At 68.6% G+C, this 21,715-nt stretch carries 22 protein-coding genes, 1 tRNA gene and 1 pseudogene; 10 read left to right on the top strand and 14 right to left on the bottom strand.

Going from position 1 to position 21,715, the window contains the following annotated elements; translation table 11 throughout:
- Positions 1–18 precede the first annotated feature (18 nt).
- The 6 genes and pseudogenes from ABT367_RS30295 to ABT367_RS30270 all read right to left on the bottom strand — a co-directional run bounded on the left by ABT367_RS30295 (position 19) and on the right by ABT367_RS30270 (position 3,799).
- Positions 19–98: transfer RNA gene (locus ABT367_RS30295), tRNA-Cys, on the bottom strand.
- Positions 99–177: 79 nt separating this feature from the next.
- Positions 178–573 (bottom strand): hypothetical protein, encoded by a 396-nt coding sequence (locus ABT367_RS30290; protein ID WP_352256456.1) that lies wholly within the window; start codon positions 571–573, stop codon positions 178–180.
- 131 nt (positions 574–704) lie between these two features.
- Positions 705–1,544: an alpha/beta fold hydrolase gene (locus tag ABT367_RS30285; RefSeq protein WP_352256455.1), complete on the bottom strand. Its 840-nt coding sequence runs from the start codon at positions 1,542–1,544 to the stop codon at positions 705–707.
- 839 nt (positions 1,545–2,383) lie between these two features.
- Positions 2,384–2,674 (bottom strand): annotated as a pseudogene (gvpJ, locus tag ABT367_RS30280) (gas vesicle protein GvpJ); the annotation flags it as partial.
- Positions 2,675–2,912: 238 nt separating this feature from the next.
- Positions 2,913–3,281, bottom strand: coding sequence for a low affinity iron permease family protein (locus ABT367_RS30275; protein ID WP_352256453.1), 369 nt, complete (start codon positions 3,279–3,281; stop codon positions 2,913–2,915).
- Positions 3,282–3,643: 362 nt separating this feature from the next.
- Positions 3,644–3,799: a DUF6131 family protein gene (locus ABT367_RS30270; protein WP_165331245.1), complete on the bottom strand. Its 156-nt coding sequence runs from the start codon at positions 3,797–3,799 to the stop codon at positions 3,644–3,646.
- Positions 3,800–4,279: 480 nt separating this feature from the next.
- Between ABT367_RS30270 and ABT367_RS30265 the strand changes: the two genes are divergently transcribed.
- Complete coding sequence (locus ABT367_RS30265) at positions 4,280–5,068, top strand: helix-turn-helix transcriptional regulator (RefSeq protein WP_352256452.1); 789 nt, start codon at positions 4,280–4,282, stop codon at positions 5,066–5,068.
- A gap of 70 nt (positions 5,069–5,138) precedes the next feature.
- Positions 5,139–5,597 (top strand): hypothetical protein, encoded by a 459-nt coding sequence (locus ABT367_RS30260; protein WP_352256451.1) that lies wholly within the window; start codon positions 5,139–5,141, stop codon positions 5,595–5,597.
- Positions 5,598–5,691: 94 nt separating this feature from the next.
- Here ABT367_RS30260 and ABT367_RS30255 read toward each other — a convergent pair whose 3' ends face one another.
- The 4 genes from ABT367_RS30255 to ABT367_RS30240 form a co-directional block, all read right to left on the bottom strand.
- On the bottom strand, positions 5,692–7,173 hold the full coding sequence (locus ABT367_RS30255; protein ID WP_352256450.1) for an aminotransferase class I/II-fold pyridoxal phosphate-dependent enzyme: 1,482 nt from the start codon (positions 7,171–7,173) through the stop codon (positions 5,692–5,694).
- A gap of 67 nt (positions 7,174–7,240) precedes the next feature.
- Positions 7,241–7,444 carry a hypothetical protein gene (locus ABT367_RS30250; protein ID WP_352256449.1) on the bottom strand — a complete coding sequence of 68 codons (204 nt, stop codon included), beginning with the start codon at positions 7,442–7,444 and terminating at the stop codon, positions 7,241–7,243.
- A gap of 152 nt (positions 7,445–7,596) precedes the next feature.
- On the bottom strand, positions 7,597–7,854 hold the full coding sequence (locus ABT367_RS30245; protein WP_352256448.1) for a DUF6479 family protein: 258 nt from the start codon (positions 7,852–7,854) through the stop codon (positions 7,597–7,599).
- 145 nt (positions 7,855–7,999) lie between these two features.
- The gene (locus ABT367_RS30240; RefSeq protein ID WP_352256447.1) at positions 8,000–8,173 is read right to left on the bottom strand and encodes a CsbD family protein; all 174 of its coding nucleotides are present in this window, start codon (positions 8,171–8,173) and stop codon (positions 8,000–8,002) included.
- Between the two features lie 234 nt (positions 8,174–8,407).
- Between ABT367_RS30240 and ABT367_RS30235 the strand changes: the two genes are divergently transcribed.
- From ABT367_RS30235 to ABT367_RS30215, 5 genes are all read left to right on the top strand, one after another.
- A complete protein-coding gene (locus tag ABT367_RS30235) occupies positions 8,408–8,578 on the top strand; it encodes a hydrophobic protein (protein ID WP_352256446.1) in 171 nt (56 codons plus the stop codon).
- Positions 8,579–8,608: 30 nt separating this feature from the next.
- A complete protein-coding gene (locus tag ABT367_RS30230) occupies positions 8,609–9,946 on the top strand; it encodes an APC family permease (RefSeq protein WP_352256445.1) in 1,338 nt (445 codons plus the stop codon).
- 222 nt (positions 9,947–10,168) lie between these two features.
- Positions 10,169–12,151, top strand: coding sequence for a SpoIIE family protein phosphatase (locus ABT367_RS30225; protein ID WP_352256444.1), 1,983 nt, complete (start codon positions 10,169–10,171; stop codon positions 12,149–12,151).
- Between the two features lie 187 nt (positions 12,152–12,338).
- Positions 12,339–12,908, top strand: a complete 570-nt coding sequence (locus tag ABT367_RS30220) for a DUF6328 family protein (protein WP_352256443.1) — start codon at positions 12,339–12,341, stop codon at positions 12,906–12,908.
- A gap of 107 nt (positions 12,909–13,015) precedes the next feature.
- Positions 13,016–13,309, top strand: a complete 294-nt coding sequence (locus tag ABT367_RS30215) for a DUF5133 domain-containing protein (RefSeq protein WP_352256442.1) — start codon at positions 13,016–13,018, stop codon at positions 13,307–13,309.
- A 208-nt stretch (positions 13,310–13,517) separates the two neighbouring features.
- Here ABT367_RS30215 and ABT367_RS30210 read toward each other — a convergent pair whose 3' ends face one another.
- Positions 13,518–13,778, bottom strand: coding sequence for a hypothetical protein (locus ABT367_RS30210; RefSeq protein WP_352256441.1), 261 nt, complete (start codon positions 13,776–13,778; stop codon positions 13,518–13,520).
- Between the two features lie 281 nt (positions 13,779–14,059).
- Between ABT367_RS30210 and ABT367_RS30205 the strand changes: the two genes are divergently transcribed.
- Complete coding sequence (locus ABT367_RS30205; protein ID WP_434975572.1) at positions 14,060–14,992, top strand: RNA polymerase subunit sigma-70; 933 nt, start codon at positions 14,060–14,062, stop codon at positions 14,990–14,992.
- A 75-nt stretch (positions 14,993–15,067) separates the two neighbouring features.
- Here the strand turns inward: ABT367_RS30205 and ABT367_RS30200 are convergent, their stop codons facing one another.
- Both ABT367_RS30200 and ABT367_RS30195 read right to left on the bottom strand, forming a co-directional pair.
- On the bottom strand, positions 15,068–15,475 hold the full coding sequence (locus ABT367_RS30200; RefSeq protein ID WP_352256439.1) for an SgcJ/EcaC family oxidoreductase: 408 nt from the start codon (positions 15,473–15,475) through the stop codon (positions 15,068–15,070).
- 161 nt (positions 15,476–15,636) lie between these two features.
- Positions 15,637–16,587 (bottom strand): ArsR/SmtB family transcription factor, encoded by a 951-nt coding sequence (locus ABT367_RS30195; RefSeq protein ID WP_352256438.1) that lies wholly within the window; start codon positions 16,585–16,587, stop codon positions 15,637–15,639.
- A 413-nt stretch (positions 16,588–17,000) separates the two neighbouring features.
- Between ABT367_RS30195 and ABT367_RS30190 the strand changes: the two genes are divergently transcribed.
- Positions 17,001–17,627, top strand: coding sequence for a hypothetical protein (locus ABT367_RS30190; RefSeq protein WP_352256437.1), 627 nt, complete (start codon positions 17,001–17,003; stop codon positions 17,625–17,627).
- A 252-nt stretch (positions 17,628–17,879) separates the two neighbouring features.
- The gene (locus tag ABT367_RS30185; protein WP_352256436.1) at positions 17,880–18,392 is read left to right on the top strand and encodes an SMI1/KNR4 family protein; all 513 of its coding nucleotides are present in this window, start codon (positions 17,880–17,882) and stop codon (positions 18,390–18,392) included.
- Positions 18,393–18,438: 46 nt separating this feature from the next.
- Here the strand turns inward: ABT367_RS30185 and ABT367_RS30180 are convergent.
- Positions 18,439–21,715 (bottom strand): hypothetical protein (locus ABT367_RS30180; RefSeq protein ID WP_352256435.1); only part of this gene is annotated, 3,277 nt, incomplete at its 5' end.

Raw genomic sequence — 21,715 nt, 5'->3', positions numbered from 1 at the left:
TGGACGACACCGGCCCGGGGCCGGCGGCGGGATTCGAACCCGCGTTGCTCTCTTTGCAGGAGAAGTAGCCGCAACCTGCGCACCTGAACGACGCCTACGGTAGCCGGATACCGCCCCTGCGGCACCCGAGTTTCGGTCACCCCGCCTTGGCCGTACGCACGGTGGCCGGCCAGAGTGTCAGCAGCTGGAGGAGGTGCTGATGCGGATGCCGGTCACCGTGTAGGCGGAGCCGAATTGATGGGCCGAGTTCGGCGGCAGGCACATGTTCCAGACGGCGCCTGTGGAGTTGGTCTGCACCCGCAGGTGAGCCACGTCGTCGTTGCGGGTGTTGAGGACCATGTCGGCGCCCCTGCTCGCGGAGCCGAGGTTCTGCCAGCTGCTGGTGACGTCCTGGAACCCGGCGTTCGGGTCCTTGGCGTTCCAGTCCGACATGGTGAGGTAGAAGCAGACACGGGGGTAGGCGCAGCCATGGGTGGGGGATTCGGCGGCCGTGGCCGACGGTGCGAAGGTGAGTGAGGCGGCGGCGAGCGCAGCGGCCCCGAGGACAATGGCAGACCTGCGGATGGCGTTCATGTGGGTCACCCTGACGCAGAAACCCTGTGCAGACCTTGCAGGCCCCTGGAAGGTGCAGACCACAGCTCGGCTTTCATCGGCTCAGGGGGCGTTCGGCATGTACGGCCGACAGCCCCGCTGAGCGCGGCGTCTCAAGCTAGGAAGTCCTTCAACAGCCGGTTGACCACGGCCGGTTGCTCGGTGGGCAAGGAATGGTGGGACGCCTGCTCGAGCACGGTCACGTCGGCGTGCGGCAGCAGTTTGCGGGCTGTCGCGGCTACTTGGCGCGTGTCGTGGGCCTTGCTGCGGCCGGCGAGGAGCACCAGCGTCTCGACCGTGGAGGCCTTGAGATCTTCCGCGCGCGGGCGCCGCATGCGGATGGCCTTGGGGCGCGGGGCGTCGGCCGTGGCGGCGAGGAACTCCCGCCAGACCGGGTTTTCGGGAAGGCTCCCGGTCTCCCAGCGGTGGAAGGCGAGCATGCGCAGAGCGGTGGGCCGCGCGAACATCGGCAGCGCGCGCAGCACGTACGCGCTGCGCAGCCCGGCGAAGCAGCCGGTCGGGTCCAGCAGGGCGAGCCGGCTGACCCGCTCCGGGGCGTGCAGCGCGTAGTTGAGAGCGGTCCACCCGCCGTACGAGTGGCCGCACAACTGGACGCTGTCCAGCCCGAGTCCGTCGAGCACCGCGCCGAGCCACGCTGTCAGATCCTGGCCGCTCCGCAGCGGCAGCCCGTCGTTTCGGGTGTGCCCCAGGTCGCCGAGCAGGTCGACGGCGTATACGCGATGGTGCTCGGCGAGCGCCTCCGCGTTGGCGAACCAGGAGACCGAAGTGGTGCCGCCACCCGGCAGGAGGACGAGCGGGGTGCTGTCTTCCGGCCCGCAGACGTGCGTACGAGTGCGGCCGTAGGGGGTGGGGATGTCGACCGCCTCGACCTTTACGGGCCACTGCCCCAGGACCGCGTCGTACGCCGCGAAGAACACGTTGCTGTCAGCCACCTGTTGCCCTCTCACCGGGATTGTCCGACGGTCGGCAGTCTCGCTGAGGAACGTTTCCGTCCGCTGGGAAAGCGTACGTACCAGGGCAAGTAAGAGGGGCCTGGTCAGTGCCCGCCCTTCGGGCGCTCGCACCCGCCTTCCAGGTACATGCCGTGTTCCTCGAGCTGGACTCCCTGGGGGCCGACGCTGCCGTCCAGGCAGACCCCTGATGTGGCATCGGACAGGTCCAGTGTGAAGAGCACAAGGCCCCCCGACTCGTAGGGGCCCAGCACCCGGGACTGCGGATAGTCGAGTGCCCGAAGTGTGTCCTGAACCCCCGCAGCACTTGGGGACTTCCGCTCCGACAACGCTCCTTGCAGGCGCTCGCGATGCGCGGCGCCTTCGCACGCGCCACGCGGTGACAGGCGGAGCGTCTGCAAGTAGGCGTGATTCTCTGCCCACTTGGGGTTCTCCGGCATCGACCCATCGCCCGCGCCCGTAGACCTCTCGGCGGAGGGGCGTGCAGTGGACTTGCCCGCGCACTGGTCCTGGATGTGCTGCAGGGCGCTCGCAAGTTGGGGCTTGGCCGGGGTTGCGGCAGCAGATGGCGACGCCGAGGGCTCACCGGCAGCGGGCCCGGCTGCCACCGTTGCCTCTCCGCCCCGTCCGTCCGCGACCTGATCACCGCAAGCGCTGACCCCGAAAGCCCCCGCCACCAGGGCGGCAACCGCTATGGCCCGCGGCGCGCGCACAGTTCGTCTCGGCATGCCTGCAGTATCCATCGACCGGCGTCGGACGGCTCAGCTTCCTGCCTACTCGGACCGGGCAGGCGCGGCAGGGGAGTCGGCTCACTCCAGTGACTCGGCCTTGCGGCTACGACTGGGCTCATTGATGCTGCCGATCAGGTCGGGCAGGCCCGGACTCCGGTGGGGGCCGGCTTCCAGGTCGAGGCGGTTGCAGGCCTCGGCGAAGCGCAGGTACGTGTCGACGCTGGCGACGACGATCCGTATGTCGATCTTGAGGATCTCGATGCCCACCAGGGAGACGCGGATGAACGCGTCGATGACGATTCCCCGGTCGAGGATGAGTTCCAGAACGTCGTAGAGGCCGCTGGTGCCGCCCGATCCACCGCCTTGGTGCGCCACAGTCATCGCGCTCGGCCTTCCTGATCAGTCGTTCGTGACGCAGGTCGGGCCGGGCCTACGCGGTTCGTTTGTGTCATACGCCCGGCGCCGGGACTCAACAGGGAGCTGCCCTGCGCGCCGGGCGTGTTCGGCCTGAGTCGTCGGGTGACCGCACTTGCGGCAGGCAAACACAGGTGCGGCGTTCCGCTGCGCTGTCCGCCTGTCGAGCTGCCTTTGACGATGACCGTTGAATCCCTGGCGAGCGCTAGCTCTGCTCTTCCATGTTGATGGCGTCCCGGAGTTGATCGGTCGCGGTTCCTGATTCCCCGCGCTGGATCTCCAGGAGCGCGGCAGCGATGGCATCGAGTTTCCGCTGGATGGCGTGCTCGGCGCGCCGTTCGGAGTTCTTCAGCAACGCCAAGAGCAGCAGAGCCACCGCGGACATGGCTTCGCCCACCATCAGCAGCCACGGGGTGGGCAACTTCAGTGTGTGCGCGGTGATCGCGCCGGCCACTAGGACGAGGCATACGCCGAAGAAGGCGGGCGAGCTGGTGAAGTTCGACGCGTGTTCGGCGAGGCGCGTGAAGCGGCCCTGCCGGGCGCCATCGCGGTCCGCGGGGTGTTGAGGCGCCATGCGATCACCGGCCGAGTTCACGACACCGGCCCGTCGACAGGCGCCCCCATGGCCTCAGGCCGGCCACCGGCTGCGCGTCGACCAACCGGAGCGGAATCTCCAGATGGGCGTCGGCTGCCGGAAGTTCGGCACTGTTTTCACTCACCACAGGTCCTCTCTGGTACGCGTCGGGGACGCACGCGCCGTAAATCGGGCAGCCGCCGCCGCAGCCGCGAGCAGTGCGAACGAAACCCGGGCGGGACCGCGCGACGCCGACGGGCCCGGCGGAGGGGATCTCCGCCGGGCCCGCGCTGAACGATGGCATCCGTGGATCGCCATGAACCCGCAGGGGCGACACCGCTCAGTCGTAGCGATTGCGCCCGTCAGTAGTAATGCTTTCGCCCGCCGACCATGCGTCCGGTCGTGCCGAGGACCCACAGAACCGCCCCGACGACCAGGAGCACAGCGCCGACAGTCGTCAGCAGGGAAATACCGAGCAGCATTCCGAGGATGAGCAGGATGGCACCAATAACGATCATGTCGTTTCCGATCTCGAGGCTCTTCGGCGCGTGCGGACCCTCGCGCCGCGAGTACCCGCACCGCCCTCTCCCCGTCCGCTGCACCACGCGGACCGGGTGACAGCCGGCCGACCACACGATCGGCCGCTGTCGGAACGTTGTGTGCCAACTCCAGGTGCCCGGCAACGTGCGGTCCATGCCTGCCGGTCCAGAACCTGTGCGCCGACGACGCCGTCTGCTCGCCGTCCGCCTTCGAGAGTTTGAAGAGACGCAAGTGGACGTCGGTGAGGCCTCGGTCTTCGTTCGCTTCGGGGGACAGGGGCCGCCCGTGGTGCTGCTGCACGGTCATCCGCGCCGGCCTGAGTTGGCCTGCTCGGCAATCACTGAGCTACCAAGAGGTCCTGCCTTGGTGTGACTTCATGTGAATCCGCAGGTGGAGCGCTAACATTCCGGCCTAGTTGACGGCCGCTTCTCCACCGGCCGGGGTGTACCTGAGGGAGCATGGTGGACCAGCGCGTACTGCCTGAACAGGACTTCTCGGTGTTCGCCGATCCCGTGCGGTTCTCCGGACCGGCGCGGCTGCGGGTGACGGAGGCGATGACGCGTCTGGAGGTCGAACGGCTGCGGGTGGTGCGGGCGTTGGAACGCGGACAGCCGGTCGCCGCACGTGTCCTCGGGCGAGGTGGGGAGGAGATCAACCAGCATCTCAGCCGTGAGCTCCCGGCCCGGCGCACCCTCGACTCCGTCAAGCCCCGCGGTTCCGTGGAGCGTCTCGCCGTGAGTCTCCCGATCAACACGTTCGCGATGAACGCCGGCCTTCGGATGATCAGCGTGTGGCACCGCGACGCGCTGAGCCCGGACGTGCGGCTCGTGCTGTCCTGCGAGGATCCGGAGGTGTACTTCTTCGGCTACGGGCCGTTGGAGATGAAGATCGTCGACGGGGTCGAGGTACTTCTCGAGGGTCCCACCGTACGCAACCAGACGACCGTCATCGTCGTGCGGGACGACGCGTGCATGGCCGCCGCGCGCCACTACTGGGACGCCGTGCGTGCGACGACGTACCCGTGCGCGGCAGAGGAGCCACTCGCCGGCGGCCTCACCGAACGCCAGCGCCGCGTCGTCGCGCTCATGCTCATCTGCTCGTCGGACGAGCAGATCGCCCGCCGGCTCGAACTGAGCGTGCGCACGGTCCGGACGGAGGTCGCCGTGATCCTTGATCTCCTCGACGCCCCGACCCGCTTCGTGGCGGGTGTCCGGCTACGCGAGCTCCTGAGCCGGATCACCGCCTGACCCGCCTGCAACCGCCGTCGGCTGCAGGATGCTGCAATCTTCCGCCGACGGCGCCCGGCAGTCTCCTGCCATGCGAAATCACGGAAAGTTCATGAGCGGCCTGACGGCCGTCGTCGGCACCGCGCTCGGGATGACCATGCTGACTGCCGCGCCGGCGTCCGCCGCCCAGATCGCGAACAAATGCGAGGGCGAGGCGGTCGTACGCTGCGCCAACGTCGAGATGCCGTCCACCGGCGTCTTCAACGCGCACGGCCGGGTGACCGACACCACCGGCGGCACCGTCTACAAGGTCATGGTCGCCGGGGTGCGGCTGGAGTACTACGCGAACGGTGCCTGGCACATCCTCCGGCAGGAGGCCCCGTACCCCGTCTACGACTACGGGCAGGACGTCGCCCGCACCGACACGTACTCGTGCGGTTCGTCGGCACGAAAGATCGTCAGGGCGAGGGTCCTCGTGTCATGGGAAAGCGGCGGCAACTCGACCGACGACTGGGTCACGTCTCCGTCGACGTACATCTGCCCCCGCTGATCGCGTGACCGAGCCTCGCTGTTTCCAGCTTGGGTTCTAGGTTCCTGACCTGCGGAAACGCTTCGGCGCGGTCATGTGGTCACGCCCGCAGGATCTACGACTTGGGGTCGCTGTGGACGACGCGGACGGTGTGCAGCCGGGAGTCGGTGGCGTCAGGCACGTTCATGCCGGCGTCGATGCCGCTGCGGAGGTAGGTGAGCACCGGCTCGGTGAGGCGTTCGCCGGGCAGTACGACGGGGATTCCGGGCGGGTAGGGCGTCATCATCTCCGCCGCGATCCGCCCGTCCGCTTCGTCGATGGGGATGTCCCGGGTGGCGGCGAAGAAGGCGTCCCGGGGCAGAAGTGCCTGCTCCATGCGCAGTTCGGCAGGGGAGGGAATGGCCACCATCGGGCCGCCGCGCAGCTCGCCGCGGTGGCGGGTGAGGTCGCGCAGCGCGTCCAGAAGCCGGCCGATGGTGGTCGCGTCGTCGGCGTGGGTGATCTGCGCGCTGATCCGGCGGTGGTCGAAGAGGTGCAGGTCGATGTGGTGGTGCTCGCGCAGCCAGTCGGCGGCGCGGTATCCGGATACGCCGAGTCCGCTGAGGTCGATGACGACGGGCAGCGGGTCGAAGTCGGCGGCTGCGTCCGGCCCGCAGAAGTCGTCGCGGTCGTTGACGTGCATCCCGTCGATGGCCTCGATCGACTCCCGGGCGGTGGCGGCGAGTTCGAGTGCGTGGGACATCAACCGGTGGCCGTGCAGGGCCATTTGGCGTCGCCAGCCGTCGATTCCCGCGTACAGGAGTACGGAGGGGCTGGTGGTGCCGAGCAGATCGGCGCGCAGCTCGAGGGCGTCGGGGTCGACAAGGTCGCCGCGGAGGTGGAAGACCGAACCCTGCTCCAGGCCGCTGCCCATCTTGTGGATGCTGGTGACACAGATGTCGGCGCCCGCGTCCATGGCCCAGGAGGGCAGATCGGGATGGAAGGGCAGGTGTGCGCCCCAGGCCTCGTCGACGATGAGCGGGCGGGAGCGCTGATGGCACACCTCGGCAAGGGCTCGGACGTCGGCGGCGGCTCCGTAGGGAGTGGGGCTGGTGACGAGGGCGCCCTTGGCGTCGGGGTGCGCGGCGAAGGCCGCCTCGTACGCCTGCGGCGACGGAGGGTGCGCGAGGTGGCGCTCGCGGTCCCACTGCGGTTCGATCCAGACCGGCTCGATGCCGCAGAGGATCAGGCCCGCGACGACGGACTTGTGCGCGTCGCGGCTCACCAGCAGCTTTTCATGCGGGGCTGCCACCGTCAGCATGGCGGCCTTGACCGACAGTGAACTGCCGCAGGTGGAGAAGAAGGTGTGCTCCGCGTGGACGGCGTCGGCCATCAGCTGCTCGGCTCGCTCCAGGACCCGGCCCCGCCTGCGCCGGTCGTCCAGACCCCCGTTGGCCAGGACGTCGCCGTAGAAGACGGCGTCGCCCAGCACGGCCCGCACCTGCGGATCCGCACCACGCGCTTGCTTGTGCCCCGGGGGCGTGAAGCCCAGCTCGTCGCGTTCGTGGTACGCGGCGAGGGCCTCGAGCACAGGGGCTTGAGTGTGATCGGCCGACATTCCTCTCCTTCCCAGGCCGGCGCCCGAAGGGTGTGAGCGGCGCTCGCGGCCGTGCGCCGGCTGCCGGTCAGCTGTCCGTCGCGTCTTCCTGTGCTTCCTCGTTGGGAGTCAGCGCATCGCCGGCCTCGCCGTCGTGCTCGTCGGACAGGTCTTCGTGGCCGGGGCCGCGGGTCTCGGCCTCCTCGACTTCCCTGAGGACCTCACCGAGGGCCGTGTCCGGATCCACGGCGGAAGAGGGGTCCTGGTCGGACTGGTGCTGGGGGCTGGTCACGGGCGATCACTCCTGAGAAGCGGGTTCAGTCGGTACGGGCGCATCCGGTGAGTGGCGCATGTGCACTTTCATGGTGGCCCGCATGGAACGGCGCTGCATGCGGGCCGGGGCACGTCAGGGGCGGCACCGACGGTGACGTCGTCGGCCGCGGTTCAGCGGTGCGGGTTGCCTTGTTCCGGGTCGTCGTGCGGTGTCTGCCAGCCGGCACCGCGTTGTGCCTGGTCACCGGTGGAGTCAGGGCTGTGGCCCGGCGTGGTGGGCGGCTGGCTGCGGTTGCGCGGGACGGCCCGGCGTTGGCCGACGATGAACATGGCGATCAGGCTCAGGACCAGGACGACGCCCACGATGATCAGCGTCAGCGGAGCAATGCTGGATGCGGCCAGGACGGTGGTGTTGCTCTGTGTCTGCACGATCGTCGTGTACCCCTTCTGTGCATCTGACGCGTGTGCCTGTGCAGGGCGCGGGCCAAGCCCCGTATCCGCCGGGGGAGGACCTGCCCCATGGGTGTGCCGGCCTCCACCGAGGAGGCCGGCACACCCATGGGAGATGGTGCGGTCAGTGCTTGCCGACGTCCTTGGTCTTCTCCTTGGCCTGCCGTGCGTCACCCTTCATCTGCTGGGCGCGGCCTTCATCGGCGAGACGTTCATTTCCCACCGCGCGGCCGGCGTTCTTCTTCGCGGCACCGACGGCCTGGTCGGTCTTCGCCTTGGCCTTCTCATTGGCGCTCATGCTCGCTCACACTTTCTTGGCGTCGACAACAGGTACTTACCTCCGACTGGCCTCCGTCGCGCACGATAAACATGAACACTGCTCCGGCATTTCATCCAGCTCATCTGCATGAACGCGTAAAGGAGGGGAATTGCCCGAGCGTGCCGGGATGCCCGGAAACCCAGGGCGGAAACGCCTCTTCGCGTGTTTGTCGATGAGAGTTCAGAGCACATGATCGCGAGGAGGTAATAAACAATGGTTCCCCTGCTTCTGGTTCTTCTTCTGGCTCTGATCCTCTTCGGCGCGGGTTTCGCCTTGAAGGCCCTCTGGTGGGTCGCGATCGTCCTGCTGGTGGTGTGGCTGCTCGGCTTCGTGATACGCCCCGACGCCGGCAGCGGCCGCAGGGGTCGCTGGTACCGATGGTGATCAGGCCGCGTATCGCGGGAGGAACCGACGATGACCCAGCCCGGTGGGGCCACCACTTCAGGGCTCAAGAAGACCCTGACGACGCGGCTGCTGTACTTCTTCATCCTCGGCGACGTGCTGGGAGCCGGTGTTTACGTCCTCGTGGGTGAGGTCGCGGGGAAGTCGGGCGGCGCGGTCTGGCTGCCGTTGGTGCTGGCTCTGCTTCTGTCGCTGCTGACCGCCGCCTCCTACGCCGAACTCGCCACGAAATACCCTCGAGCCGGCGGAGCATCCCACTATGCGAGGCTCGCCTATGGGCCATTCGCCGGCTTCCTCGCAGGGTTCTGCATGCTCGCGGCGGGCATTGTCTCGGTGGCCGCGCTGGCACGAGGGTTTGCCGGTGAATACCTGGCGGTGTTCGTGACCCTTCCCGTCGTCCTGGTCGCGGCGGTGTTCCTGGGCGCTTTGGCCTTGTTGAACGCGCGCGGTATCAGCGAGTCCACCCGCGTCAACGCGGCCGCCACCGTCATCGAGGTGGGCGGCCTCCTGCTGGTGGCCGGCCTCGGGGTGTGGTTGCTGTTGCGCGGAGACGGGGCTGCCGGGCGCCTCGTGCAGTTCGGCACCCCGGACCAGGGGGCGACCGTCGGCGTCCTGAGCGCCACCGTGCTCGCGTACTACTCCTTTGTCGGCTTCGAGACCTCCGTCAACGTCGCCGAGGAAACCCGCGACCCGCGTCGCTCCTACCCGCGGGCCCTGTTCGGTGCCCTGATCACTGCCGGTGCCGTGTACGCGCTGGTCGGCGTGGTGGCTTCGGCCGCGGTGCCCACGGAGACCCTGGCGCGTTCCAGCGGACCTCTGCTCGAAGTGGTCGAAGCGGCCGGCGGGGTACCGCCCGGACTCTTCAGTGCCATCGCGTTGGTCGCGGTCGCCAACGGGGCGTTGCTGACTGGCATCATGAGTTCCCGCATGGCCTACGGCATGGCCCGCGAGGGTCTGCTCCCGAGCGGGCTGACCCGCATCCTGCCCGGTCGCCGCACGCCCTGGGCAGCCATTGCGACCACCACCGTCCTGGCTTTCCTGCTGGCGCTGACCGGAGACGTGGAGAGCCTCGCCTCCACTCTCGTCCTTCTGCTGCTGGTGGTCTTCTTCCTGGTCAACACCGCCGTTCTCGTGCTGCGCCGGGACGGCACGGTCCAGAACCACTTCCGTGCGCCCACCGTCATCCCCGTTCTGGGCGCCGTCTCGTGCGTCGTGCTGGCCACCCAGGTCGAAGCGGCAGTGTGGTGGCGGGGGCTGGTCGTGCTCGCAGTCGGCGCGATGCTGGGAGCCTGCGCAGCATGGCACCGCCGGCGCGGCGCCACCCGCCCGCAGGCAACCGCCGCTCCCTAGCGGATGCCTTCATACGGGCTTGAAGGGTGGCGATGAGCGCAGTCCGGAAGGAGAGCGGGGTGTGGGACCTTCGGCCGGTCATGACAGCCCATTCGTCCCGGTCCCGCGTACGCACGTGGCGAATAGCCTGGCGAGCCGTCACCCCGGACGCGGCTGCTGCAGCGGGCAGCAGGCAGCGGAACATGGGGTGCCGGTACGGGGACTGCGCTGGACCGGGTGGGAATGAACGCTCAGACACATAACGTCGCGCAGGTGGCGCCGGGCCGCGCACGACTGCTGCTGACACGCCAGGACGGCGGCGACGGCACGTTCGTCGTCGCCGATGCGTGTGCCACGGCCTGCGCTTGGCTCGGCCGCCCGCGCGCTGTGCTGCGGGGCGCGGACTTCATGGCGTTCATCGGTGATGCCAGCAGGCTCATGACCGGGCGCGTCCTCGAGGAAGCCTGGCGCGGTACCGGTGACGGCGTGGGCGTACCGGCCAATCGCCAGCCGGTGGAACTGGAACTCGCGCCCGGGGAGCCGGTCGTGTGCATGCTGTCGGTGCACAGGCCCCCGCAGACCCCAGACGCGCTGCTCGTCGAGATCGAGGACGGCTCCCATCTGCGGCACTGGGCGGTGCTGCGGGCCTTGGCCGTCCTCTCGGAGGACGCGCTGTGGGCGTACGACGAGGCGGCCGACCTCTTCGGCTGGCTGGACGGCGAGCACTTCCACGGCAACGTCAGCGCCGACGAATCCATCCCGCTCGAGCAGCTCCTGAGCCAGTTGCACCCCGAGGACCGCCCACGCGTCGAGGAGGCGTTCTGGGACCTGCGCGAAGGCAGGTGCAAGCAGGTGACGGTCGACTACCGGATGACCGGTCGCGACGGCCGCTTCCACTGGCTGCGCACGCGGTCGCGCGTCATGCGCTTCGGCTTCGGACGGCGGCGCTGGATCATCGGCACGACCAACGACACCACAGCGACCGTCGAACGCCATCAGGCCCTCACCGAGGCGCACGCCCTGGCGCGCAGGCGCGGCGAACTCGTGGAGCACCTTGCGGCGGAGTTCGTCTCGGCCACGACCGAGAACGAGCTCACCGCGGCGATCCTCGACCACGTCGCCCCCGCCTTCGGTGGTGAGGGAACGCTCGTGGCCTTCGTGGAGGAGGGACGGCTGCGGGTGACCTTCGGCGCGGGCATCGCCCCGGCCCTCGCCCGCAATCTGCACGGTGTGCCGCTGAACGCGCCCAAGCCCTTGACGCAGGCCATCGTCTCGGGCCGCCCGGAGTTCATCGTCGACCGCGCGCACTACCGGGCACAGTGGCCGCACGCCCATGACTTCCTGTCGGCGACCAGCGCCGAGTCGTTCGTGATGGTGCCCCTGCTCGCGGCGAGCCATCAGCTGCTCGGCGGCTGGGTCATCACGTTCGCCGAACCGCACCACCCGTCCGAGCAGGAACGGACCCTCGTGCAAGTGATCGCGACGCTCGCGGGCCAGGCCTGGGAACGCATCCGGTTGCAGACCGCCCGCCTCGAACTCGCCGGTGCCCTCCAACGGGACCTGCTCCCGCGCAGCCTGCCCGAGGTGGCGGGCTACGAGATCGAGGCCCGCTACGCCTCCGCCAACGCCGAACTCGACGTCGGCGGCGACTGGTACGACGTGATCGCCCTGCCGCACGGCGGCGCCGCCTGCATCATCGGCGATGTGCAGGGCCACAGCATCAAGGCCGCGGCGCTGATGGGCCAGGTCCGCACCGCCATGCACGCGTACGCCTGGGAGGATCCCGCGCCGCAGCGGGTGCTCGAGCGGACCAACGCGCTGATGCAGCAGATGGGTGCCCGGGGCTTCGCCACCTGCCTGTATCTGCTGATCGAACCCGACGGCCGGATCCATGCGTCGCGCGCGGGCCACGTGCCCTTCGTCGAGGCGGGCCGGATGCAGGCGGAGTCGAGGGAGATCCCGGGCGGTCTGCCGCTGGGGATCGCCGACGAAGTCTCGTATCCGATCACGCAGTTCACTCTGCCGTCGGGCGGCACCCTGGCCCTGGTCACCGACGGGCTCGTCGAGGGACCCTCCCGCCCGCTGGACGAGGGCCTCGGCCTGGTGGCGCGGGCGGTGGCGGACCACACCCGGCCGCTGAGCACTCTGGCGGACGAGATCATGGCGCTGGCCGACGCGACGGGTCACACGGACGACTGCGCGGCGCTGGTGATCCGCAGGTCATAGGGGGTCGCGGTCGCGCGGATCAGCCTGGTCCAGGCCGCCAACTGCCCAGCATGGTGGGGAGGTTCATCACGCAAGCGACCTTCGTCGCGGAACATCCGCACGAGTTCACGTGGCCTGACGCGCAACGCCGGCCTGCATGGGGGGACCGGGATGGGGAATTCGGTTTCTCTGGACGCGGGAGGAAACAATGACCATGACAGAGGAGTCGGTCGCGGAGACGGCAGAAGACCTGCCGTGCCATGACTGCCAGGACTCGGCGAGTTCGGAACCGGGCGTCGAGGCGCCGGAGTCGGCACGGGAGCGGGTCAACCGCCGCTGGAACGAGATACTCCAAGAGACCCGGGTCGCTCAGACCGGTGTGCAGATCCTCTTCGGCTTCCTGCTCAGTGTGGCCTTCACCCCGTTGTTCCGGGAGTTGGCCACATTCGACCGGGTCGTCTACGTGGTCACGGTCGTGCTCGGCGCATCGGCCACCGGCTCGCTCATCGCGCCCGTCTCCATCCACCGCTTTCTGTCCGGCCAACGCATGAAGGACGAAGTGGTCGAAGCGGCAAGCCGATTGATGATCTGCGGCATGGTGCTGCTGGCCCTGACCATCGCCTGCACTCTCCTGCTCATCCTTCGCCTGGTGGTCCCCGGCGTGCTCGCGGAAGCGCTGGTGGGCGGCGTCATGCTGTGGTTCGGGTTCTGCTGGTACGCACTGCCGGTGCGGCTACGGCGTCGTGCCGCCCGACGAGCTGAAGCGCCCGGCGCGTAAGCACGTTTTCCTACCGGTTTGGTGTGACAGGGGAGGACCGGGGCAAGTGAGAGCGTGGAGAGCGCCCGGTGGTGATGTCCGGGCCATGACGTGTGAGGAGTGTTGCGGTGCTCGTACCTGCTGCCAGGGATCTGCGGATTGCTCTTGCCGCGTACGCGGACGCGGTGATCAGGGACGAGCGCTGCCCCACGCCGGCCAGCGCTCGGGCACGCGAGGACGCCACGTTCACGTTGTGCGTGATGACGGGCACCCGTGACCCTCGTGAAGCCGTCGCGAGGACGGAAGCATGGCTCGCGGGCAAGAACGTCCCCGTCGGCGGATGCGAAGCCACCCCTGCGGACATCGGACTGATCGGCCAGTCCGTATCCGACGACCCGGCCACTGTGGCGCCGGCCGCCTAGCGACGGCCGCCGAACGCGGCAGCACGCCGGCGGATGCGCGAACCGGAGTCGTTGGAGTCAGGTGTTGGCGGGCCCGTAATGCAGGATTCCGTCAGAAGAACGGCCGGCCGTCGGCGCCGTACTCGATGCCCGCTTCGTCCAGCTCCGATGTCGGGATGGGCAAGTCCAGCCAGTCGCTTCCGTCACCACCGCGAACGGCCGCGCAGCCTCACACAGCCAGCCGACCCGTCGGCAGGCGGACCTTGCCGGCCAGCTGACCGTATTCAGTCAGCGAGGCCACCGAGCACGGCACCTCCTCGTACGCGTGATCACGGTCGCGCCGCCCGAAGCAGCCCAGCACGCCTGCCGCCGACCAGAGAGCACTCAGGAGGGTCTGCAGCGCGGCGTCACCGGTTGAACCCACCTGGAGGGACAGCTCGTAACAACCACCCCAGTTGGACTCGTAATGGAAGGACGCCGGCTTCGTCATGACGCGATCATGCACGGTGAGGCGGCCCCGGAACACCGCAATTCGACGCCCGACCGACCGATCGCGAGGTCGTCCAACGATCACCAGAACGTCCCATGGTCGACGTACTGACGAACAGGGAACGTCAGCGGCGGGCGGCGTGGAAGTGTGCGGTGCTTCCCGGCGGCTGACGGGCTGTCTCCGGCCTCGTGAGGCGGCTACCGTTGGGCGGCCTAGGGGCGGTTGATCGCTGGAAGGGCGGCGGCGCGGGGATGACGTCGACGGCGGACTTTGAGACCTTGGTGCAGCGGTACCGGCCGGAACTGCTGGCGCACTGCTATCGGATGCTCGGCTCGGTCCATGATGCCGAGGAGCTCGTGCAGGACACGTGTCTGCGGGCGTGGCGGGCTCGGGATCATTACGACCCGTCGCGTGCCTCGCTGCGGACCTGGCTGTACCGGATCGCCACGAATGTGTGTCTGACCGCATTGGACGGGCTCGGCCGCCGTCCCCTGCCCTCGGGCCTGGTCGCCGAGAGCGATCCGCTGCGACCGCTGGTCCACGGCGGGGAGGCGACCTGGTTGCAGCCGCTCCCGGACAGCATGCTTGCCCTGAGTGACCCGGCCACTGCGGCGATCGACAGGGGCAGTCTGCGGCTGGCCTTCGTCGCAGCACTGCAATTGCTGTCGCCGCGGGAGCGCGCCGTGCTGATCCTGCGCGATGTGCTCGACTATCCGGCGGCGGAGGCAGCGGACATCCTGGAGACGTCGGTCGCGGCCGTGAACAGCGCGTTGCAGCGGGCGCGCGCCCGGATCCGGGCCGCGGGAGTGCCGCAGGAGCAGGTTGCCGAGCCTTCCGACGCCGAGCAACGGGCGTGGGTGGAGCGGTACATGGCCGCCTTCCTCCGGGCGGACATCGAAGGGCTGCTGCAGGTGGTGACCGAGGACGTCCTCCTGGAGATGCCGCCCATGGTCAACTGGTTCACCGGCCGGGACAGCTACGCGAGTTTCATGGGCTGGGTGTTCGCCAAGGCCGGCGCGTCCTGGCGGTTGCTGCCGGTGCGGGCCAACGGGCAGGCCGGCTTCGCCGCCTATCAGCGCGGGGACGCCGGGGTGTTCGCGCTGCACACCCTGCAGGTGTTCACGGTCACGGCGGGCGGCATCAGCCGCGTCTCGGTCTTCCAGGACGCCGACGTTTTCGCCGCCTTCGGCCTGGCGCGGAAACTCGAGGGCTGATTCGCCCGTGCCTGTCCGGGGCCGCCCGACAGATATGGGCGGCCCCGGACAGGACTGACTGCGGCTGACTGCAAGTCAGCTGGCGGACTGTGCGGGGCTGTTGTGGTAAGCGGCGATCTGCCAGGCGTCGTCACGCTTCTCCAGCACCCAGGTCGCGTAGACGATCCGGTCAGCGGGAGCTTCGGACTCGCCGGGGAAGAGGATGCCGCTCTCGCTCACGACGATCGCGCCGTCGCGGCCAAGGAACCGGATCCCCAGCTGCCGGTTGGTCGTCGTGCTGCCCTTGAGGAAGGAGGGGAACCCCGCCGCCATGCCCTGCCGGATTTCCTCGCGGGAGGCACGGTAGGAGCCGGGCATGATCGCGGTGGCCTCCGGCGTGTAGCCGGCGACGAAGGCATCGGCATCGCCGGCGTCCCATGCCTTGTAGAGGTCTTCCAGGACAGTGGTGATCGCGGCGGTGTCGTTCGCGCGGTTGTCAGACATCGTTCTCTCCAGTCAGTGCACTTGGTCGGGACCGAAGCGGCCCGTGAGTACATACCGGCGCCCCCACCCGAACTCATCGCGTGAACCTCAAGATCTTTTTGCTGGAGGGGGTCAGACCTACTGACCGGCGGCTTCTGATTCCAGGCCGCTGCGACAGCCTCTCAGCGCCGCCCCGACAGCCCGGATCGGCGGTTGACGGCAAGCGCCGTCGCACTGTCGGTGCAGACCGTGGTCGGCTGCGCGGCACGGGACGTCTGCTCCTGCGCCGATGATGTCGCGAGCGCCGTCCCGAGGTCGGTCCTCGCGTAATGGACGACGCGACCTCGGCGGTGGCGATCGACCAGTCCCGCCCGCAGCAGGATGCCGAGGTGGTACGAGACGGTCGCGTTGCTCCAGCCGGTTCTGCGGCTCAACTCGACCGTGGACGCGGGTATGTCGAGGGTGGTCAGGAGCGCGGCCCTGGTCACGCCCACGAGTCCCGTCAGGGCCGATTCCGCCGTGTCTGCCGGGCGTTCCCCGAGCGCGCCGATGCCGCGCGCCCGATAGAACAGCACCGGCGTGTGCGGACGTTCGGCAGCGAACAGCACCGGCCCGACATGCGTCGTTGCCGGCACGAAGAGCACTCCTTCGTCAGCCCAGTCGATGATCCCGGAGTAGGTGCGCTCCAGTACGAGCTCGCTGCCCGTCCACCGCATCCGCTCGCCGAGATCGTCGAGCACTGCCGCCGCACCGTGCGCGGCCATCCGGTCGGCGCGGTTGCTGATGTCGGCATCCAGCACCGCTCGCACCCGTGGCCAGTCCGGCGCCAGTACGGACTCGAACAGGGTCGCCATCGCCGCGGCGGCGGCAGTCGCCACGGCCCCACCGCCGTCGCGTGCCACCCGCGCAAGCGCCGGGGGCATCGGTCGCCGCCACCGCTCGTACGTTGACTCGCTGCCGTGCTGCGCGCGGACATGGGGCCACACACGCCGGCCACGGATCGCGATGTCGAGCTGGTAGTCGACCTCCTCGCCCGGTGTGGCCGCGATACGGGCAGCCACGTCCGCCATCGACTCGCCGTGGCGCGGCACAGGTGTCAGGAAATCCGGGGTGTAGCTGTGATCGGTGGGCACCAGAGCCTCCAACAGCGCCCACTGGCCCGGTGGTAGTGCCCGCCGGGCACGGGCATGCCACTGGCGTGCGTGAGCGGCCGGGTGCCGGCCGCGGTGCCGCAGCACACCGAGAACCTCCATGGCCGCCGACGTGACAAACCGCGACCTGCTCCAAGCCTGTGCGTCCAGCCGCACCCTCATCGCCATCCCGAGAGTGTCGCATCGCCGTCGGAACGGGCCGATGGATTCGAAGGGCCTCGAATGCATGGCGGCCGCCGCGGCCCCCACCGGATGGTGATCCGCGACCGTGTCACCACGACCGAGGAGGCGCCTTGAACTTCCACCGCACGCCCACGAACTCCGACCGGAGCCGGTCTTCCGTCTCTGACCGCAGCCGGTCTTCCGCCGCCGTCAGCCGCCGCGGCATCATGCGCATGGGCACCGCCCTCGGCGCGATGGGGCTCCTCGCCACCGCCACCCCGGCGTCGGCAGCCGGCGACGCTCCGGACGCCGATCCCGCACTGCGCAAGCCGATTCTGGTCGGCGCCAACCCCGGCCTCCAGCTCTTCGACAGTGCGGGCTCGTGCACGGCCTACATCTCCACCTGGCAGGTGGAGTGGTCCACCCATGGCGCGGGGAACGCTCTCGTGCTCTGGCGTCCGGACGGAGTGCGGGTCGTGGGGGAGGATCCGCACCTCGCGCTCTGGCTGGCCGACCACTTCGTCCGCCATTTCCCCGAACTCGAAGGCCTGCCTTGGTCCGCCCCCCGGTTCCAGCGGTCCACGGTCCAGGTGCGGCTCGACCTGGCGTCCGGGTTGCAGGCACGGGGCGGCGGCATCGACGTGCGCATGGCCGAGGTGCTCGACCGGCGCGCTTTCGCCACCGACCAGTTCCCGCTGGGCGGCGTGGAACACAGCCTGAGCCTGGTGCTCGGCCCGTGCGGACGAGCCCGAGCAGTCGTCGACGGCCGTGTCCAGCCCGGCGAGATCAGTCGGGGAGGAACTCCGGAGCGCCCGTCGTCCTCGGCGTTCCTCGCCGCGGCCGAGGTGTGGCGCGCCTGACCACGGACCGGGGCGCGGCTGCGGGCACCGCCTCATGCACCACCGTCGTCGAGCGGGGAGTTACCTGGTCAGGGAGCGGATAGCGCGACTGGACAGGTTGATCGGCGAAGGGTAGACAACCACGGGGGAAGCTGCTGGTAGCACGGTGGGTTCCGGTCGTGAGTCAGTCGCATCCGTGCAGAAGGGCAGTGGGGGATGAGTGTGGTGGCGAGTTGGTCTCGGGTGATGGGTCTTCTGCGGGAGCACGCTCCCGTGGATCACGCGGAGTTGCCCGGGCCGGCCACGGAGCAGATACTCACGGCCGCCGAGGGGCGGATGGGTATCTCTCTGCATCCGGATCTGCGGGCATGGCTGCTGCAGAACAATCTGGATCTTCCTGAGGAAGATGTGGACGACGACGTGCCTTGGTGCGGTTTCGACGGGTTCCCGGACGAGGGCAGCTTCTTTCTCGGTATCCGGTCGATGGAGAACCTCTATGCGAACTTCCGGGTTTCCGGCGGGGTCAACCCTCCGGATCAGCCGGACAATCCCTTCTGGCGCAACGAGTGGATCCCGTTCCTGTCGGATCGGGACGGCTGGACTGGAAAGTTCATCGACGTACGGGACGGACGTATCGGCAGGTGGTTCGTGGGTGAGATCACGACCACGGGGGAGTATGCGTCACTGGCCGACTATTTCGACTCCGTGGCACAGACGCTGACGAGGATCGGCGAGGGGAGCTATCCGGTCTGTTCCGTGGTCGACGGACGACTTGCGTGGCGGTGAAACACGAATGCCCCCGGCTGAACCGGGGGCATTCCTCATTGTGCGGTTACGGAGCGGGCGGGGTGAATCCGTCGAGGTCGAGCCAGTAGTCGTCGTCCTCCATCAGGCGTTGTTCCTTGATGAAGTCGCCGAACGGGCGCATCGACTGAGTGTTCTGCCAGTTCGACATCGAGGACCGGCCGCAGGGCTCGTTCCAGGTCGGTGCCGGGGCATCAGGACGCAGGTGCAGCGTCATGGTGTCGTCGGGGTTGCGCTTGACGTAGGTCTGCACACACTCCTTGCCGCTGTAGCCGACAGGGTTGGGGCCCCTGGAGTTTCCGGCGCTCTGGAAGGCGTTGGCGAAGGCGAACTCGTCACAGCTTCTTGCGTCGGTACGCGGTTCCCCGGCCTCCAGGGTCCACATGTCACTGAACAGGCCGGTGTCCCTGTAGGTCTTCCACTGCCTGCCGCAGATGAGCTGACGGTTGCGGTCCTGCTGGGTCTTGGTCGGTTCGTCGACGGCCATCTTGTTGCCCAGGTAGGTGAGCGGCTTGCCGCCGTTGCGGTTGCCCCAGTCGAGCGTGGTCTTGCGCCACATCATGTCGATATGCGCGGCGGCCCCGGGGAACTTCTTGGAGTTCATGACGTACGTCGGGTCGTAGCCGGAGAACACGCAGCCGGTGCCGGCTCCGGAGACGGCGGTGTCGCAGCGGATGTCCAGCTTGGACTTCTCGACTTCGAGCGGGTTGCGAATCGCGTCCCCGTTGGTCGACCCGCCGAAGGACCAGTACGGCGTGATCGTGTTCATGGTCGCACCGCTGGGCGTCCACTTCATCCGGGTGGTGATGGTCCTCTCCAGGGTGTCGCCCTTCTTGAACACCTTGGACCCATCCCAGTTGACGCTGGTGATTTCGCAGTATCCGCGGCACTTGGCCTCGTAGTTCAAGTCGACTGTGTGCATCGCACCGCTCATCGACTTCAACCGGATATTGGTGACCTGGGAGAACTCCGCACTCTTGGGGTCGAGGTAGACCGTGTTGTAGTAGTCGAACGTCGCGCTCCCGTCAGGTGTGTTGTTCTCGAAGTGCGTCACGGACAGCTCGTCGTGGAGGCAGCTGTTGGTGCGCTGGCGGGTGATGGACACCGACGCGGTCGAGCACGACGAGGTGCCTCGGGTCGTGATCGGAGCCGTCGCGGCGGGACCGGCCGGGGTCTCGGCCTTCAAGGTTCCGGCGGTCTTGGGGAAGAGCTCTTCGGTGATGTCCTCGCCGGGCTCGACGGGGGCCGGCTCCGGCGCGGTCGGGTTGGCCGTCATATTGCCGGTGATCTTCTGGCCGTCATAGGTGCCGGGTACAAAGGCCAGCGCGTCGAACGCGATGTCGGCGGAACCGTTGCCACCGTTGAAGTTGTCGAGCTGCACCTCGGGGATCTGGTCACCGAAGTAGTACGCGCCCAGGTCGACCCACTTGTTGGACTCGTTCGCCGTCTGCGAGATGGACGCTTCCTCTTCGCCTTCCGGGGTCTGGATCCGGTACACGGCGTTGGAGGTCTGCGCCCCGTGGTCGGGGATGTGCGCGAACACCTTGGCCTGGCGGCTGGTGTTGGTCAGTGCACTGTTCAGCTTCCAGGTGCCGGTGACCTTCATCCGGTTGGCGTTGGCCGGGTGGGGGTCCAGGGTGCGGGTGTGGGTGAACCAGAAGTGGTTGCCGTAGCCCGCGCCGATCTGGTGTGTGTCGATCTTGCCTGGATACGTGGTGACGGTGGTCGGGTTGTCCGTTCCGTCGTGGGTGAGATCCATCGGGGTGTCCCACGGCACGTACGTGAAATTGAAGGTGCCGCTGGATTGCACCGCCCCGCATCCGCGCTTGGCATCGACACCGGCCGGTGTGGTGCCGTTCGCGAGGTCGTCCACCACCAGGGCGTTGGCGGGGAGAGGAGTGGTGGCACAGTTCGGCGGGTACGAGCCGGCATCCGGCTGCTCACCGTAGGACGTGGTGAAGCGGTGCACGCCGTTGCCGCACTTGGCCCCTGTGTCACAGTTCTTCCACTGCGCCGCGGTGACCTCCTGGTTCCACCAGCAGTGCAGCCAGTGGGAGTTGGTCTCGCTGTTGCCCGCGTCGAGGGTGCAGGCGCCCAGGCCGGGGTCGTTGGAGTCGTTGTCGCCGATCTTGGCTGGGTTGCAGTTGTTCGTCGCGTTGCAGAACAGGTCGACCGGAGGCTTGGCGCTCGCGCGGTCCGCGTTGGTGGTCCACCATGCGGGGCGGTAGCCCGCCTGGAAGTCACCGGGAGCGAACATCGCCGAGATCGGGCGGGCCGCCCAGCCGATCACCTTCTCCTGGTACGGCCAGTCCTGCGGGTGCGCGGCGTGGCTGTAGTCGTCCTTGGAGGAGTCGGTGGCGTGCTGCAGGAACGGCACCCGGTTGGCCTTCCACAGCGGGTTGGCCGGGTTGTTCGTCCAGCCCACGCCGGAGTGGCCCTGGGAGTCGGCGGTGTCGTAGAAGCCGGAGTTGTACGCCCACAGGGCGAAGAACCAGTTCTCGATCCACTTGGGGTGGCCGCCGTTGATCTTCATGCCGGCGTTGTACGTCTGGTTCCACTTGTCCGACAGGATCCGCACGCCGGCCGCGACGTTGGCGGTGTAGTCCAGGGCGACCGCTTCCTGCGCCACGGTGGACAGGGCGGTCTCGCCCGGCTTGGTCCTGCCCGCCAGGCGCATGCCGTCGGTGGCCTGCGTGATGCCGTAACCGCAGTCGGCGTCGGCCCAGTTGATACGCCACGGGTCGACCTGTTCGCCGGAGGCGGCGTAGTCGACGCCGTAGTAGTTGCCGATCAGCGAGTTGGAGGTGACACCGGGGACGGCGAAGCGGGTGGCCTGCCACATGTTGGATTCCTGCGCGGTGATGCCGAGCATCACCTGCGCGGGAATGTGCCACTTGTCGGTGACGTCGGGGTCCTCGTTGTCGAGCTTGCCGTTGGGGTCACCTGCCAGCACGATCGGCGGGAACAGGCCCTGGGGCTGGTAGCCGCCGGCGATGCCGGTGTTCTTCCAGTCGCTGTCGCGGTAGAAGTTCAGCTCACCCACGACGGCCTGGTCGACGGCCCACTCGACCTGGCGGGGCGTGGGCTGGAACGCCTGCTTCTTCACGTCGTTGCGGGCAACCGAGCAGTACCGTTCCCCGGTTCCTTCGCTGGGGTCGTCGGCCTGTGCGGTGAGGGCCCGGGTGCTGACGGTCTGCGTGGACAGGCCGTCGGCCCCGGCCTTGTGTGCCGTGCGCGCCTTGTCGGGGCCGGATTCGATCGGGCCGCCGGTGGGCAGGGCGGGGGACAGGGCGCGCCCGGCGGCC

The organism is Streptomyces mesophilus, from assembly GCF_040300965.1.
Taxonomy (GTDB): domain Bacteria; phylum Actinomycetota; class Actinomycetes; order Streptomycetales; family Streptomycetaceae; genus Streptomyces; species Streptomyces mesophilus_A.
This window is presented reverse-complemented; position numbering and strand designations above follow the sequence as displayed.